General features: G+C 71.9%; 11 protein-coding genes and 1 tRNA gene. 9 read left to right on the forward strand and 3 right to left on the reverse strand.

Features of this window, described 5'->3' with window-relative positions:
- Positions 1-68: 68 nt before the first annotated feature.
- From ACIPKM_RS10780 to ACIPKM_RS10810, 7 genes are all read left to right on the forward strand, one after another.
- Complete coding sequence (locus ACIPKM_RS10780; RefSeq protein WP_261646598.1) at positions 69-1,949, forward strand: ABC transporter ATP-binding protein; 1,881 nt, start codon at positions 69-71, stop codon at positions 1,947-1,949.
- A gap of 226 nt (positions 1,950-2,175) precedes the next feature.
- Positions 2,176-4,401, forward strand: a complete 2,226-nt coding sequence (locus ACIPKM_RS10785) for an adenylate/guanylate cyclase domain-containing protein (RefSeq protein WP_402736714.1) — start codon at positions 2,176-2,178, stop codon at positions 4,399-4,401.
- Positions 4,398-5,831 (forward strand): mechanosensitive ion channel domain-containing protein, encoded by a 1,434-nt coding sequence (locus tag ACIPKM_RS10790; RefSeq protein ID WP_070418391.1) that lies wholly within the window; start codon positions 4,398-4,400, stop codon positions 5,829-5,831. Before ACIPKM_RS10785 ends, ACIPKM_RS10790 begins: the two co-directional genes overlap by 4 nt.
- Before the next feature lie 10 nt (positions 5,832-5,841).
- The gene (locus ACIPKM_RS10795; protein WP_070418392.1) at positions 5,842-7,206 is read left to right on the forward strand and encodes a cystathionine beta-synthase; all 1,365 of its coding nucleotides are present in this window, start codon (positions 5,842-5,844) and stop codon (positions 7,204-7,206) included.
- A gap of 47 nt (positions 7,207-7,253) precedes the next feature.
- A complete protein-coding gene (locus ACIPKM_RS10800) occupies positions 7,254-8,399 on the forward strand; it encodes a cystathionine gamma-synthase (protein WP_071295942.1) in 1,146 nt (381 codons plus the stop codon).
- A gap of 73 nt (positions 8,400-8,472) precedes the next feature.
- Positions 8,473-9,861, forward strand: coding sequence for an MFS transporter (locus ACIPKM_RS10805; RefSeq protein WP_083403413.1), 1,389 nt, complete (start codon positions 8,473-8,475; stop codon positions 9,859-9,861).
- A 10-nt stretch (positions 9,862-9,871) separates the two neighbouring features.
- A complete protein-coding gene (locus tag ACIPKM_RS10810; protein WP_175475816.1) occupies positions 9,872-10,417 on the forward strand; it encodes a substrate-binding domain-containing protein in 546 nt (181 codons plus the stop codon).
- A gap of 19 nt (positions 10,418-10,436) precedes the next feature.
- Here ACIPKM_RS10810 and ACIPKM_RS10815 read toward each other — a convergent pair whose 3' ends face one another.
- Positions 10,437-11,018 (reverse strand): TetR/AcrR family transcriptional regulator, encoded by a 582-nt coding sequence (locus ACIPKM_RS10815; protein WP_070418395.1) that lies wholly within the window; start codon positions 11,016-11,018, stop codon positions 10,437-10,439.
- 271 nt (positions 11,019-11,289) lie between these two features.
- Between ACIPKM_RS10815 and ACIPKM_RS10820 the strand changes: the two genes are divergently transcribed.
- Both ACIPKM_RS10820 and ACIPKM_RS10825 read left to right on the forward strand, forming a co-directional pair.
- A complete protein-coding gene (locus ACIPKM_RS10820; RefSeq protein WP_071295965.1) occupies positions 11,290-12,546 on the forward strand; it encodes a multidrug effflux MFS transporter in 1,257 nt (418 codons plus the stop codon).
- Positions 12,547-12,608: 62 nt separating this feature from the next.
- Positions 12,609-14,579 carry a helicase HerA-like domain-containing protein gene (locus ACIPKM_RS10825; RefSeq protein ID WP_071295966.1) on the forward strand — a complete coding sequence of 657 codons (1,971 nt, stop codon included), beginning with the start codon at positions 12,609-12,611 and terminating at the stop codon, positions 14,577-14,579.
- A 4-nt stretch (positions 14,580-14,583) separates the two neighbouring features.
- On the opposite strand, the gene ACIPKM_RS10830 is transcribed toward ACIPKM_RS10825, so the two are convergent.
- Complete coding sequence (locus ACIPKM_RS10830; RefSeq protein WP_070418396.1) at positions 14,584-15,225, reverse strand: hypothetical protein; 642 nt, start codon at positions 15,223-15,225, stop codon at positions 14,584-14,586.
- Positions 15,226-15,525: 300 nt separating this feature from the next.
- Positions 15,526-15,613: transfer RNA gene (locus tag ACIPKM_RS10835), tRNA-Ser, on the reverse strand.
- Between the last annotated feature and the right edge of the window lie 50 nt (positions 15,614-15,663).

The raw sequence follows: 15,663 nt of genomic DNA on the forward strand, positions 1-15,663 counted from the left end.
CCACGGCGGCCCGATGTCCCACCCCGGGGCTAGGTTTGCAGCATGGATCGGGGTGACGCGTCGTGAGCATGCACGGCGGGATGCGCGGCGGCGGCGGTGGTCGCGGTGGCGGCCGGATCTCCAGCGGCGACTTCGAGGCGCAGAAGGCCGCCAACGCCGAGGCGCCCAAGATCCCGAACCTCCTCAAGCGCATCGCCGGGCTGTTCGTGCCGCACCGGAACGCGATCATCCTGACCGTCGTGCTGGTGCTGATCGGCGCCGCGATCTCCGTCGTCCCACCGCTCCTCACCCAGCGGGCGTTCGACGAGGGGCTCTTCCCGAAGGGCGGCGGCGGGCCGGACCTGCCCGTGCTGTACGTGCTCGTCGGTGCCATGGTGGTGCTCTGGATCGCGAGCGCGGGGATCGGCGTCTGGCAGACCTACCTCACCGCGACGGTCGGCAACAAGGTCATGGGCGCGATGCGCATGCGGCTGTTCGGACACCTCCAGCGCATGGAGCTCGCGTTCTTCACCCGCACCAAGACCGGTGTCATCCAGTCCCGCCTGCAGAACGACGTCGGTGGCGTGGCGAGCGTGCTCAACAACACGATCTCGTCGATCCTCGGCAACACGGTGACGGTGATCGCCGCCGTCGTCGCGATGCTGCTCCTCAGCTGGCAGATGACCCTCGTCGCCGTCGTCCTGCTGCCCCTCCTGGTGATCGCGCAGCGACGGGTCGGCCAGGTCCGGGCCAAGATCGCCGCGCAGACGCAGGAGTCGCTGTCGGACATGACCGCGATCACGCAGGAGGCCCTGAGCGTCTCCGGCATCCTGCTCGCGAAGAGCTTCAACCAGCAGCGCGCGGAGACGCAGCGGTACGGCAACGAGAACCGCAACCAGATCCGCCTGCAGGTCCGTCAGCAGATGTCCGGTCAGTGGTTCTTCGCGATCGTGTCGATCTTCCTGTCCATCATCCCGGCGATCATCTACGTCGTCGCCGCGTACCTCATCATCGGCGACGTCCCGATCACGGCCGGCACGATCGTGGCCTTCACCACCGTGCAGTCCCGGCTGCTGTTCCCGACCGTCGGTCTGCTCCGGGTCGTCCTCGACCTGCAGACCTCCGGCGCGCTGTTCGCCCGCATCTTCGAGTACCTCGACCTCAAGCCCGCCATCACGGACCCGCCCACGGCGAAGCCCGTCGACGAGTCCCGGGTGGGGCACGTCGCCTTCGACGACGTGACGTTCACCTACCCGGACGGCGAGGCGGACAAGCCGACCCTCCGCGGGGTGTCCTTCGAGCTCCAGCCCGGTCAGTTCGCCGCGTTCGTGGGGCCGTCGGGTGCGGGGAAGACGACCGTGTCGTACCTCGTGCCCCGGCTGTACGAGGCGACCGCGGGCTCGGTCCGGTTCGCCGGACAGGACGTCCGCGAGCTGGCGCACGAGGACCTCATGCGCCACGTCGGCATCGTCAGCCAGGAGACCTACCTCTTCCACGCCACCATCGGCGACAACCTGCGCTACGCCAAGCCGGACGCGACCGACGACGAGATCGAGCAGGCCGCGCGCGCGGCGAACATCCACGAGACGATCGCCTCGTTCCCGGACGGCTACGAGACGGTCGTCGGGGAGCGCGGCTACCGGCTGTCCGGCGGCGAGAAGCAGCGGATCGCGATCGCGCGGGTGCTGCTCAAGGACCCGCCGGTGCTCGTGCTCGACGAGGCGACGAGCGCCCTCGACTCGATCTCCGAGCGTGTCGTGCAGACGGCCCTCGACAACGCCGCGGCGGGCCGGACGACGATCTCGATCGCGCACCGGCTCTCGACGATCCGCGACGCCGACGTCATCTTCGTGCTCGACCACGGGCGGATCGTCGAGCAGGGTACGCACGAGGAGCTCCTCGAGCGGGACGGCACCTACGCGATGCTGCACCACCAGCAGAACGCCCCCGCCGACGCCGTCGGCAGCTGACGCACGAAGCGAGCGCGCACCAGGCGAGCGCGCACCAGCCGAGCGCGCACCAGGCGCACCGCAGGCGGGACGGGAGGCGCGGTGCGGGCCCGCACCGCGCCTCCCGTCCGTCGTCGGGTCGCGACCACGGCGTTTTCCGGTCGACCCGACGGACACGAACGATGCTCGTGTGGTAGCTGTGAAGGAACCACACTCAAGCGCACCGTGCCCCTGAGCGGAGTCCGAAGTGACAGCAGTCCCACCGACGTCCGACCCCATCCCGCCCACGGGCCCGATCGCCCCCGATGCACCACGCGTCGTCGAGGACGCGCCCCGCAAGAAGGGGAAGTTCCGCGCGTTCCTCACGAGCGGCTCCCTCGACATCCAGTCCAAGCTCCTCGTGATGCTCCTCGCGGTGAGCATCGTGGCGGCGCTGGTCGTGGGTGTCGTCGGCTACCTGAACGGCCGGAGCTCGCTCGAGGCCGCGGCGTTCAACCAGGTGACCTCGCTGCGCGAGGCGAGGATCACCGAACTCCAGCGCTCGTTCGGCCAGTTCACCCAGACGGTCGTCGCGCAGACCTGCAACGAGAGCGTCATCGGCGCGACGAAGGCGTTCGAGTCCGGGTGGGACGACCTGCAGTCGCGGCCGGTGTCCGACGACGACCACACGAAGGTCGAGGACTGGTACCGGGACTCCTTCGTCCCGCAGCTCGACGACCGCAACGGCGGCACCGCCAACCCGGACCAGTTCGCGCCGACCGAGGACCCGCAGGCCTACCTGCAGGCGCGGTACACGGCGCCGTTCACCGACTACGACAAGGCCATCGACCAGGACGACGCCGGTGACGGCAGCGCGTGGTCGGCGGCGCACGCCGAGTACCAGCCGTACTTCAAGCAGGCGGTCGAGTCCGCCGGGTACGAGGACCTCCTGCTCATGGACACCGACGGGGACGTCGTGTACTCGGCGTACTCCGGCGCGGACCTCGGCACGGACCTCGAGAGCGGGCCCTACCGCGACTCGAACCTCGCGACCGGGTACCAGCAGGCCCTGCAGCTGACGAGCTCGGACGACTTCGTGGTGACGGACTTCGCGCGGTACGTGCCGAGCCTCAACGTCCCGACGCTCTGGGTGATGTCGCCGGTGGGGGAGGACGGCAAGATCATCGGGGTGATGGCCGTCCAGGTGCCGGTCGACCTCATCACGCAGGTCATGACGGGCAACGAGCAGTGGAAGGACGACGGCCTCGGGGACACCGGGGAGTCGTACCTCGTCGGTGCCGACCACCTCATGCGGTCGTACCCGCGCCAGCTCATCGAGCACCCGAAGCAGTACCAGCGCGACGTCGTCGCTGCCGGGACGGCGCCGTCGACCGCGGCCCGCCAGGTCGCGGTGAAGGGCTCCGTGCTCCTGCAGGAGGTGAACACGACGCCGGTGACACGGGCGCTGCAGGGGAAGTCCGGCACCGTGATCTCGACCGACTACCGCGGGAAGGAGGTGCTCGCGGCGTACGCGCCGCTCGAGGTCGACGGGCTCCGCTGGGTCGTCGTCGCGCAGATGGACACGGCCGAGGCGTTCGCCCCGGTGAACGACTTCGCCCGGAACATCGGCCTCGCGCTCGTCGGGATCATCGTCCTCGTCAGCCTGCTGTCCCTGCTGCTGGCCCAGGTGTTCGTCCGGCCGATCCGCCGGTTGCAGACGGCGGTGAACCGGGTGTCGTCCGGCGACCTCGGCGTCGAGGTGCAGACGAAGGCCGGCGACGAGATCGGCGACCTCGGACTCGCGTTCAACGACATGAGCCGCAGCCTGCAGGTGAAGCAGGACCTGCTCGACGAGCAGCGGCGGCAGAACGACACCCTGCTGCTGACGCTCATGCCGGAGGAGGTCGCCCGTCGCTACAAGCAGGGCGACGAGACGATCGCGGCCGACCACCAGGACGTCGCCGTCGTCTACGCGGACATCATCGGGTTCGACGAGTTCGCCGCCGGCCTCACGGCCGAGGAGTCCCTGTCCCTCGTCAACGACGTCTGGCGCTCCCTCGACGAGGCGGCCACCCGCCACGGCGTCGAGCGGGTGCGCACGACCCGGAGCGGGTACCTCGCCAGCTGCGGCCTGAGCGTGCCGCGCGTGGACAACGTCCGCCGCGTCGTCGACTGGGCGGAGGAGGCGCAGGGCGTGCTCGAGCGCTTCAACGCGCAGCACGGATCGAAGATCGGCTTGCGCGCCGGCATCGACACCGGCCAGGTCACGAGCGGGCTCGTCGGGCGCTCGAGCATCGTCTACGACATGTGGGGCGACGCCGTCAGCCTGGCGTACCGGGTGCAGGGGATCGCCCCGGCGCCGGGCGTGTACGCGACGCAGCGCGTGGTCGACAAGCTCGGCGACCGCGGGGGCGTGCAGGACGCCGGCGAGGTGCAGACGCAGGCCGGACCGCAGCGGGTCTGGAAGCTCGAGCGCACCGGAGCGGCGTCGTGACCGCGTTCTGGGAGCAGCCGTGGTTCTGGCCGGCGATCAGCGTCATCGTCGGCCTGCCGCTGCTGCTGCTCGTCCTGACCGAGCTGCAGTCGAACCTCGAGCGGCGCGGCAACTCGCTGCACAAGGTGGTCGGACTGCTGCGGAACGCCGTGGTGCCGATCATCGCGATCCTCGTCCTGTCCGTCCAGGTCACCGACGCGGTCGACCCGGGCAAGCCCGTGGTGAACCAGATCATCGGCACCGTGCTCGGGTTCCTCGTGATCGTGTTCGTGCTGAACGGGCTGAACATCGTCCTGTTCACGAACGCCCGGAAGGGCACCTGGCGCGAGAAGATCCCGTCGATCTTCGTGGACATCGCCCGCATCGTGCTCATCGCGCTCGGGCTGGCGCTGGTGTTCAAGATCGTCTGGGGCGCGGACGTCGGCGGGATCTTCACCGCGCTCGGTGTCGGCTCGCTCGTCATCGGCCTCGCGCTGCAGTCCGCCGTCGGCCCGGTGATCGCCGGGCTGTTCCTGCTGTTCGAGCAGCCGTTCCGGCTGGGGGACTGGCTCGACGCCGGTGGCGTGCGCGGCCGGGTGGTCGAGGTGAACTGGCGGTCGGTGCACATCGACACGGGCGCCGGGATCCTCATCATGCCGAACTCCTCGTTGGCGGGGGCGTCGTTCACGAACCTCAGCCGGACAGGAGGCACGTTCCCGGTCGCCACGGACGTCACGTTCACGACGGACGACCCTCCGGCAGCGGTGGTCGCCCTGCTGCAGCGGGTCGCGTCCGGCCTGCCCCAGCGGTACCCCGGCACGCAGCCGGTGGCGGTGCCGACCGGCGGATCGTCGTACACCGTGTCCTTCGAGGTGCGCGGACCGTCGCAGGAGGGCGACGCGCTCGCCCAGTTCCGGATGTGGCTCTGGTACGCCGCCCGGCGCGCAGGGCTCGGCCTCGACGGCGACACGACCGACGACTTCGTCACCGACGAGCGTCGGGACGCCGCCCTGGCGTCGATCGCGCCCACGCTGTACCTGACGGGCGACGACGGGGCCGCGCTGGCACCGCTCGTCCGACTCGAGCGGTACGCCGCGGGCGAGACGATCGTCACGGCCGGCACGGTGCCCGACGCCGTCCGGTTCGTCCTGTCCGGCAGCGTCGACCTGCGCGTCCCGTTCGAGGACGCCGAGTTGCCGGCGACGCGCGTCGAGACCGGCGACTACCTCGGGCAGACGGCGTTGACCCGGGAGGCGCTGCTCACCACCGCCGTCGCGCTCACCGAGGTCGCGGTGCTGGTCGTGCCCGCCACCGCGCTCGACCAGATCGTGCGCGGCACGCCGGCGCTCGCCCGGGACATGGGGGAGGTCATCGACCGCCGCCGGCAGGAGGTCTCCGCGGCGGTGTCCGCCCACGTCGCATCCCAGCGGAAGACGGTGTCCGCCGCCTAGACTCGACCGCGTGCGTTACGCGAACTCCGTGGTCGACCTCGTCGGCGACACCCCGCTCGTCAAGCTCAACCGGGTGACCGAGGGGGTGCGCGCGACCGTCCTCGTGAAGGTCGAGTACCTCAACCCCGGTGGGTCGTCGAAGGACCGGATCGCCACCAGGATCATCGACGCGGCCGAGGCCTCCGGCGACCTGGGCCCCGGCGGCACCATCGTCGAGCCGACCTCCGGCAACACCGGTGTCGGCCTCGCGCTCGTCGCCCAGCAGCGCGGCTACCGCTGCGTGTTCGTCCTGCCCGACAAGGTCGGCGAGGACAAGCGGAACGTGCTCACCGCGTACGGCGCCGAGATCGTCGTCACGCCGACGGCCGTCCCGCCCGAGCACCCGGAGTCGTACTACTCGGTGTCCGACCGGCTGGTGCGCGAGATCCCCGGCGCCTACAAGCCGAACCAGTACGCCAACCCGAACGGCCCGCGCAGCCACTACGAGACCACCGGTCCGGAGATCTGGCGCGACACCGAGCAGCGCATCACGCACTTCGTCGCGGGTGTCGGCACCGGCGGCACCATCTCCGGCACCGGACGCTTCCTGAAGGAGGCCTCGGACGGCCGTGTCCGCATCGTCGGCGCCGACCCCGAGGGCTCCGTCTACTCGGGCGGCACCGGTCGCCCGTACCTGGTCGAGGGCGTCGGCGAGGACTTCTGGCCGACCGCGTACGACCCCGGAGTCCCCGACGAGATCATCGCCGTGTCGGACGCCGACTCGTTCGCGATGACCCGTCGGCTCGCCCGTGAAGAGGGACTGCTCGTCGGTGGCTCGAGCGGCATGGCGGTCGTCGCCGCGCTCCGCGCCGCCCGCGACCTCACCGAGGACGACGTGGTCGTGGTGCTCCTGCCGGACGGCGGCCGCGGCTACCTCGGCAAGATCTTCAACGACCGGTGGATGCGCTCCTACGGCTTCGCCGAGACCGACGACGAGCGCACCGTGGGGTCGCTCATCGCGGGCAAGGACGGCCGGCTGCCCGACCTCGTCCACGCCCACCCGGCGGACACCGTGCGCGAGGTCGTCGACATCATGACGAAGTACGGCGTCTCGCAGATGCCCGTGCTCAGCGCCGAACCGCCCGTCGTCATCGGCGAGGTCGTCGGCGCGGTGGCGGAGAAGGACCTGCTCGAGCAGGTCTTCACCGGCGCCGCGAAGATGACGGACGCGCTGTCCGGATTCGTGGGCGACCCGCTCCCGCTCATCGGTGTCGGCGAGTCGGTCTCGTCGGCGCGACGTGCGCTCGAGTCGGCGGACGCCCTGCTCGTCGTCGAGGACGGCAAGCCCGTCACCGTGCTGACCCGCCACGACCTGCTCGCCTACCTGTCCGAGTGACCCGCGTCCCGCGTGACGCCCCCGACCCAACGAGGAACGAAGCCCGCATGACCGAGTTCAGCACCCGCGCCGTCCACGCCGGCCAGGAGCCCGACGGCCCCACCGGCGCCGTCATCCCCCCGATCCACCTCACGTCGACGTACGTGCAGGACGGTGTCGGCGGCATGCGGAACGGCTACGAGTACTCGCGCGCCGGCAACCCGACGCGCGACTCGCTGCAGACCCTCCTGGCGGACCTCGACGGCGGCGTCGCGGCGTACTCGTTCGCGTCCGGGCTCGCCGCCGAGGACGCCCTGCTGCGCGCCACGCTCGTCCCCGGTGCCCGCGTGGTGATGGGCAACGACGTGTACGGCGGGACCCACCGCCTGGTCAGCCGGTTGCACGTGCCGTGGGGCGTCGAGCTCGTGGTCGTCGACATGAGCGACACCGACCGCGTCCGGGCCGCGCTCGAGGGTGCTCCGACGCAGACCGTCCTCTGGGTCGAGACCCCGACGAACCCGCTCATGAAGATCGCCGACATCGCCGCGCTCGCCGAGATCGGCCACGCGGCCGGTGCCGTGGTCGTCGTCGACAACACCTTCGCGTCGCCGTACCTGCAGCAGCCGCTGTCGCTCGGCGCCGACGTCGTCGTGTACTCGACGACGAAGTACCTCGGCGGCCACTCCGACGTCGTCGGCGGCGCCGTGGTGCTCGCCGACGAGGAGCTCGCCGCGAAGGTGCAGTTCCTGCAGTTCGGCGCGGGGGCGATCTCGTCGCCGTTCGACGCGTTCCTCACCACGCGCGGCATCAAGACCCTCGCGGTCCGGATGGAGCGGCACTCGCGGAACGCCCAGGCGGTGGCCGAGGCACTCGTCGGTGCTCCGGGTGTCGAGCGCGTGTACTACCCGGGGCTCGCCGAGCACCCCGGCCACGACGTCGCGGCACGCCAGATGCGCGGCTTCGGGGGCATGCTCTCGGTCGCGCTGAGCGGCGGGCCCGAGGCGGCGCGTCGCTTCGCGGAGTCGACCGAGGTGTTCGCGCTCGCCGAGTCGCTCGGCGGGGTCGAGTCGCTCATCGGGTACCCGTCCGAGATGACGCACGCGTCGGTGAAGGGCACGGAGCTGGCGGTGCCGGAGAACGTCGTGCGCCTGTCCGTCGGCATCGAGGACGCCGGCGACCTCGTGGCGGACCTGCAGCAGGCGCTCGCGCGCTGACCCACTCGACGGCGGTGGCGGGCCCGACCTCGGCGGCCCGCCCGGCGTCCGTGGGCGGCCCTACGATGATCGGGTGAGCACCGCGGCGACGAGGACCAGTCTGTTCAGCGGACCTTACGCCCTCGCCACCGTCGGCATGGTCGCGATCGTCGCGGTCGCGGCGTTCCAGAACCTGGCGATGACGACCGTCATGCCGGAGATCAGCCGCGACCTCGACGGCGAGACCCTCTACGCGCTGGCCTTCGCCGCACCCCTGGCGGCCGGCGTGCCGGGCATGGTCCTCGCGGGCAACTGGACCGACCGCGCGGGTGGACGCATCGTGGCGTGGGTGTCGGCCGGCCTCTTCGCCGTCGGCACCGCCGTCGTCATGCTGGCCCCGACGATGGAGGTCTTCCTCGTCGGCCGGCTCGTCGAGGGCTTCGGTGCCGGCGCGATCGACGTCGTGCTCTACGTCCTCGTCGCCCGGATCTTCCCCGCCGACCTGCACGGCCCGGTGTTCGCCGGGTTCGCCGCCGCGTGGGTGGTGCCGGCGCTCGTCGGTCCGGCGCTCGCGGGCATCGTCACCGACGTCTGGAACTGGCACTGGGTGTTCGCCGGTGCACTCGTCATCGCGGTCGGCGCGTTCGCCCTGCTCGTCCCGACCCTCGGCCGGCTGCACCCACCCGCACCCGAGGTCCGTCCGGCGTGGCAGCGGTCCCGGATCGGCTGGTCGGTCGCCGCCGCGGTGGCGATCCTGCTGCTCAACGTCGCCCCGGACCTCGGCGCGTGGGCGCGGGTCGCCGCCGTGCTCATCGGCCTCCTCGGGACGTGGTTCGCACTCCGCCCGCTGCTGCCCGCCGGCACCTTCCGCGCCGCCCCGGGGCTGCCGTCGGTGATCCTGCTGCGGGGGCTCGTCGCCGCCTCGTTCTTCGGCAGCGAGGCGTACGTGCCGTTCCTGCTGCAGGCGAAGGACGGCCTGTCCGCCTCGGCGGCGGGGCTCGCACTGACGGTCGCGGCGCTCAGCTGGGCCGGGTCGAGCTGGCTGCACGGACGGCTGGGCGAGGAACGGCTCACCGCGACCCGGACCTTCGCGATCGGTCTCGCGCTCGTGCTCGTCAGCCTGCTCACGGCGCTGACGGTCGCCACGTTCGGCCTGCCGTGGTGGCTGCTCGTCGTCGGGTGGTTCGTCGGCGGCGCGGGCATGGGGGCGATCTACCCGCGGACCTCGATGCTGACGCTGCGCTTCTCCGGCGAGGGCGACGACGGGTTCGCGAGCTCGGCCCTGACCATCGCCGACGCCTCGGGCAGCGTGATCGGGCTCGCCGTCACCGGGCTGCTGTTCATCGGGACGGGCGGTGCCGACGCCGCGGTGTCGTTCCCGCTCGTGTTCGGCGGCATGACCCTGATCGCGGTGCTCGCCGTCGCCGCGGTCCGTCGCCTCGGCCCCGTCCCGGCACCGTCCGTCGTCGCGGTGGGCGGGTAGCGTGGCGGTCGTGCTCCTCCGCGTCGTCACCGCCACCGTCGTCATCGGTGCGGCCCTCGCCCTGGCCGGCTGCCAGGGCACGACGTCGGCGGCGCCCACGCCGGTGCAGAGCACGGACCTGACCAGCTCCGACGGCGGGTTCGACCGGCACGCGGTCATCGGCGTGGTCCTCGAACCCGGGCAGGACACGCTCGGTACCGACCTGCGGGCCGGACTGACCGACGCCGGCTTCGCCGCGGACGTCCGCGTCGCACCGGCCGACGGGTCCGCCGCCGCACAGCGCACCGCGGTGGACCAGCTCGTGCGCACGGGCGCGAAGGCGTTGCTCGTGCGGGCGGTCGACGCCTCGGCGCTGACCGGGGTCATCCAGACGGCGCACGACGCCGGTGTCGTCGTGGTGTCGCTGGGGGACCCGCTGCCGACGAGCGGCACGGGTGGCGACGGCGTCTCCGCGGACTACCGGGTGCCGGCCGGCGACGACCAGGCCGACCTCGTCAGCGGGGCCGTCGACGTGGTCGAGTCGCTCCAGCGGGGCGAGAAGCCCACGACCGACTGACGTCCGTCGGGCAGGGCGGTCAGCGCCACCACGACGGGAACGACAGCACGATCGTGTCGACCAGTGCCTTCCGCGACCGCCGCGGTCCGGCGAGCCAGGCCTCGATCGCGCCGACGAAGCCCTGCGCCACGAAGCCCGCGGCGACGTCGTCGAGGAGTTCCGGCCGGTGCTCGCGCTCGAGCGTGCGGATGTGCTGCTCGCTCGACACCGTGAAGTGCTCCACGAGGAGACGGTGCAGCGACGCGTCGTTCGGGTCCGGGAGCGCCTTGCCGTAGATCTCGCGGTGCGCGACGACGTGCTCGACGACGGCGTTGATGCCGCGTCGGGTGATCGTCGCGAACTCGTCGACGCCGGCACCCCGGGCGAACGCCGCGCGTCGGACCTCGGCGTCGTCCTCGCGGATGCGGTCGAGCTCCGGTGTGAGGACGTCGGCGAGCAACGACCCGGGGGAGACCGCGTGCGAGTAGAACGTGGCGCGGTTGATGCCGGCCGCCCGGGTGACGTCGGCGACCGTGATCTCGGACACCGGCCGGTCGGCGGCCAGTCGCAGGATTGCCTCGCGCAGGGCAGCGGTCGTGTGCAGGATGCGGGCATCCACCATGACGCCACCCCCTTCTGATCCGGTTCCGTCCCGCCGGTGTTCCGGCGGAACGGGCGGGACGACGTCCGCCGGCGGTCGACCGGCGGCGAGCAGTCCGACGGTACCGCATGTGCCGCGTCCGAGCGGGGCGGGAGCCGTGGCAACACGCGGGAGAACGCCCCGGACTGCTGCGGTGGTGCTCGGGGGACCCGTAGGATGGTTCCGCGGACGAATCGATTCGATCGACGCCGCGATCACCTCCCCACCCCTCACCGTCGAAGGACTCCTGCTCGTGACCGCGCCCGCCACCACCGGTTCGCTCCGTGTCGTCCTGCACCCGGGAGACGCGCTCTCCCGCCGGCAGCGACTCGTCTACGTCTTCGTCCTGGGCGCCCTCACCGCGCTCGGACCGTTCACGATCGACCTCTACCTGCCGGCGTTCCCGTCGCTCAAGGACGAGTTCGGCATCACCGACGGGGCGGTGCAGCTCACCCTCACCGCGACGACGCTCGGCTTCGCGGCCGGACAGCTGCTGGTCGGCCCGTGGAGCGACAAGGTCGGTCGCCGGCTCCCGCTCATCATCGCGACGAGCCTGCACGTCGCAGCGTCACTCGGAGCCGCACTGGCACCGAACGTCGAGGTGCTGGCGCTCTTCCGCGTCCTGCAGGGCATGGGCGCAGCGGCCGGTGGCGTCGTGGCGATGGCGACGGTGCGCGACCTGTTCGGCGGCAAGCCGCTCGTGCGGATGCTGTCCCGCCTCGCGATGGTGAACGGCCTGGCGCCCATCCTCGCCCCGCTCATCGGCTCGCAGATGCTCCGGTTCGTGAGCTGGCACGGGATCTTCGTCTTCCTCGCCTGCTACGGCGCCGCTGTCGTGCTCGCCGCGGTCCTGCTCATCGTCGAGACGCTCCCGCCGGCACGTCGGCACGAGGCCGGGCACTCCACCATCGGGCAGCGGTACCGGGCACTCTTCTCCGACCGCGTCTTCGTCGGGGTCGCGCTCATCGGGGCGATGGTCTTCAGCGGGCTCTTCTCGTACCTCAGCGCGTCACCGTTCCTGTTCCAGGGCCTGTACGGGCTCGACGCGCAGCAGTACGGTCTGCTGTTCGCGGTGAACTCGGTCGGCGTCGTCGTCGGCGTGCAGGTCTCCGCGCGGTTGGCGCAGCGCGTCGGACCGCAGTGGATCCTCGCGTGCTCGACCGCGACCCTGTTCCTCGCCGCCGTCGCGATCATGGTGCTCGACCAGCTCGGCGCCGGACTGGTCGGGGTGCTCGTGCCGCTCTGGTTCTTCATCGCCGCGTGCGGCTTCTCGTTCCCGCTCGTCCAGGTGATCGGACTCGCCGCCCACGGCAAGGAGGCCGGCACCGCCGCCTCGCTCCTCGGCGCGCTGAACTTCGGCGTGGCGGGGATCATCTCGCCCGTGGTCGGGTGGATCGGCATCACCACGGCGACCCCGATGGCAGCGGTGATGGCGTGCACGTCGGCCGTCGCGATCGTGCTGCTCTGGGCGGTCGTCCGACCGAGGACGGTCCCGGCGCTCACGCACTGACCGTCGCACGGTGCCACGGCACGCGCCGGACAGGAGCGTCCGGCCGTTCGTATGCTGTGGACATGAGCGACGTGGTGGCGCAGGCACGGGCAGCGGCCGAGGCAGCGAAGCAGGCGGCCGACGAGGCCCGGCGCCTCGCGGACGAGGCGGTGCAGCGGGCGGAGGAACTCGCCGCCGCGGTGGCGCAGGGCCAGGAGGCGCGGCTCGACCCCGACGCGGAGCCGGCGGTCGTCGACTCCCCGGCCCCGGCGGTGGACGCGACCGCCCCGGCGGGCGAGCCGACGTCGACGACCGGCACCGTGCCTCCCGAGCCGACCACCACCGAGGGGCCGCTCGGCGCGGACGCCGTCGCGGCGATCCGCGCCGGCTACGAGGTCGAGGGCAGCGCGCTGCAGCTCGGCGCCCTCGTGAACGGTGCCGCGGTGCCCGACGTGCAGGTCCGGATCCCGCTCGGCATGCTCAACCGACACGGTCTCGTCGCGGGCGCGACCGGCACGGGCAAGACGCGCACGCTGCAGGTCCTCGCCGAGCAGATCGCCGCGAACGGGGTGCCCGTCTTCGCCGCCGACATCAAGGGCGACCTGTCCGGGCTGGCGGTCGCGGGCACGCCGAACGACAAGCTCCTCGCGCGCACCGCCGGGATCGGCCAGGAGTGGCGCGCGGTGGCGAGCGAGGCGGAGCTCTACTCGCTCGGCGGGCAGGGGACCGGCGTGCCGATCCGTGCGACCGTGTCCGGGTTCGGACCGCTCCTGCTGTCGAAGGTGCTCGGGCTGAACGACACGCAGGAGTCCTCCCTCGGGCTCGTGTTCCACTACGCCGAGCGGGCCGGGCTGCCGCTCGTCGACTTGTCCGACCTACGGAGCGTGCTGACCTTCCTCGTGAGCGACCAGGGCAAGGCGGAGCTCGCCGAGCTCGGCGGACTGTCGAAGCAGACCGCCGGGGTGATCCTCCGCGAGCTGATCACCTTCGCCGACAAGGGCGCCGACCAGTTCTTCGGCGAGACGGAGATCGACACGACCGTGTTCCTCCGCACCGCCGCCGACGGCCGGGGGATCGTCAGCCTGCTCGAGGTGCCCGGCGTGCAGGACCAGCCCGAGGTCTTCTCGACGTTCCTGATGTGGCTCCTCGCCGACCTCTTCAACGAGCTCCCCGAGGTGGGCGACCAGGACAAGCCGAAGCTCGTGTTCTTCTTCGACGAGGCGCACCTGCTCTTCAGCGGGGCGTCGGCGGACTTCCTCGAGCAGATCGTCCGCACGGTCCGGCTCATCCGTTCGAAGGGCGTCGGGATCTTCTTCGTCACGCAGACCCCGAAGGACGTCCCGAACGACGTGCTCGCCCAGCTCGGCTCGCGGATCCAGCACCAGCTGCGGGCGCACACCCCCGACGACGCGAAGGCACTCCGCGCGACGGTGTCGACCTACCCGACGAGCGACTACGACCTCGGGGAGGTGCTGACCTCGCTCGCCACCGGTGAGGCGATCGTCACCGTGATGAACGAGAAGGGCGCGCCGACGCCGGTGGCCTGGACGCGCCTGCGAGCCCCCGAGGGCTCGATGGACCCGATGCCCGCGGCCGAGATGACGGCACGGGTGCAGGCATCCCCGCTCCTGCCCACCTACGGCACGCGGCTCGATCCCGACTCGGCGTACGAGATGCTCGCCCGCCGGATGGAGGCCGCCGCTGCGGACGCGGCTGCCGCGGACGCCGAGAAGGCCGCGGCGACCGCTGCCGCCGAGGCGGAGAAGGAGGCGGCCCGCGCCGCTGCCGCCGCAGCGAAGGAGGCCGCCGCGAAGGAGAAGACCGAGGCGCGCGAACGAGCGGCGGCACAGAAGGAGTACGAACGGGCGCAGCGGGAGTTCGAGCGAGCCGAACGGGCTGCCGATGCGCGGCGGTCGGGGCGCACGTCGTCCCGGACGACGACGTCACGGAAGGCGGACGACCCGCTGTCGGACCTGCTCGGGTCCGGGCTGGGCAGGACGATCGCCAAGGAGGTCGTGCAGGGGATCTTCTCGACCCTGCGCCGCCGTCGCTGAGGGGTCAGCCGAGGAGGCCGGTGGTCTCGACCACGAGCAGCCCGGCGACCGCGAGGACCGCCACCGCACCGACGGCGACGTACGCTCCGCGCTGCTCGTACCAGGACCGGCTCGCCGGGTAGCGCCGCACGAACTCGCGGATCGACATCGGCCGGGTCTCGTCGGTGACCTGCACGCCGAGGGCGTCCACGATGCTGTCGATGCCGGCGTCGCTCCAGGTGTCGGCGCGGAGGCGGAACAAGTGGGCGCCGGCGGCGTCGAGGGCGATGAGCTCGCGCGTCGTGCGCTCGACCGCGCTGCCGTACGTGGTGGCGAGGACCAGGCTGTGGACGCGGTCGCGGTCCACCCGACGGTTCTGCGTGAGGACGCCGCGCACCGTGATCGCCACCGGGTCGATGCCGATGAACGCGGTGCCGAGGCGCACGAAGACGACGGCGACGGCGGCCGCGAGCAGGATGACCGCACCCGTGACGACCGGCCAGAGGCGCATCGGGAGGGAGACCCAGACGAGGGCGACGGCGAGGGGGACGGCCGAGAACACGACGCTCAGGATCGTCGAGCGCACGAGCGAGCGACGCGGCCGGAGGACCACGTCGTACACGGTCGCGCTCGGCCGAGCTGCTGCCGGCGCCGTCAGGTCCCCCACGTGGACTCCTCGTCCCTCGGGTGCCCGGGCAGCGTTCGACGCTCGCCCGGGGAGCGCGCCCCTGCCGCTCCGTGCACCGTGTCCGACCCGTCCCGGGGCCGTCCTTCGGGTCAGTCTAGGCGACCGACGGGTATCGGGGACAGCCCGTTCCACCCCTCGGCATCGTTTCCCGGCCAGTCCATGGCGAACGGGGTTCGGCGGGGTCCGCCGGGTGGGGGACCGTCCTGTCCGGAGTGCGCCGGAGTGCTCCGGACGACGAACGCCCCGGGAACCGATCGGTTCCCGGGGCGTTCCGTGCTCTGGCGGAGAATGGGGGATTCGAACCCCCGAGGGCTTGCACCCAACACGCTTTCCAAGCGTGCGCCATAGGCCACTAGGCGAATTCTCCTGGCGCCGTCTTCCGACGACGACACCCAATGGTACAGGTTCTCCGGAGTG

The sequence above is a fragment of the Curtobacterium sp. NPDC086286 genome (assembly GCF_044746255.1).
Lineage (GTDB): Bacteria > Actinomycetota > Actinomycetes > Actinomycetales > Microbacteriaceae > Curtobacterium.

Bases quoted from the DNA above. Each gene is read 5' to 3' on its own strand.
- ACIPKM_RS10780 (WP_261646598.1), top strand. From the start codon at position 69: ATGCACGGCGGGATGCGCGGCGGCGGCGGTGGTCGCGGTGGCGGCCGG.
- ACIPKM_RS10800 (WP_071295942.1), top strand. From the start codon at position 7,254: ATGACCGAGTTCAGCACCCGCGCCGTCCACGCCGGCCAGGAGCCCGAC.
- ACIPKM_RS10815 (WP_070418395.1), bottom strand. From the start codon at position 11,018: ATGGTGGATGCCCGCATCCTGCACACGACCGCTGCCCTGCGCGAGGCA.
- ACIPKM_RS10825 (WP_071295966.1), top strand. From the start codon at position 12,609: ATGAGCGACGTGGTGGCGCAGGCACGGGCAGCGGCCGAGGCAGCGAAG.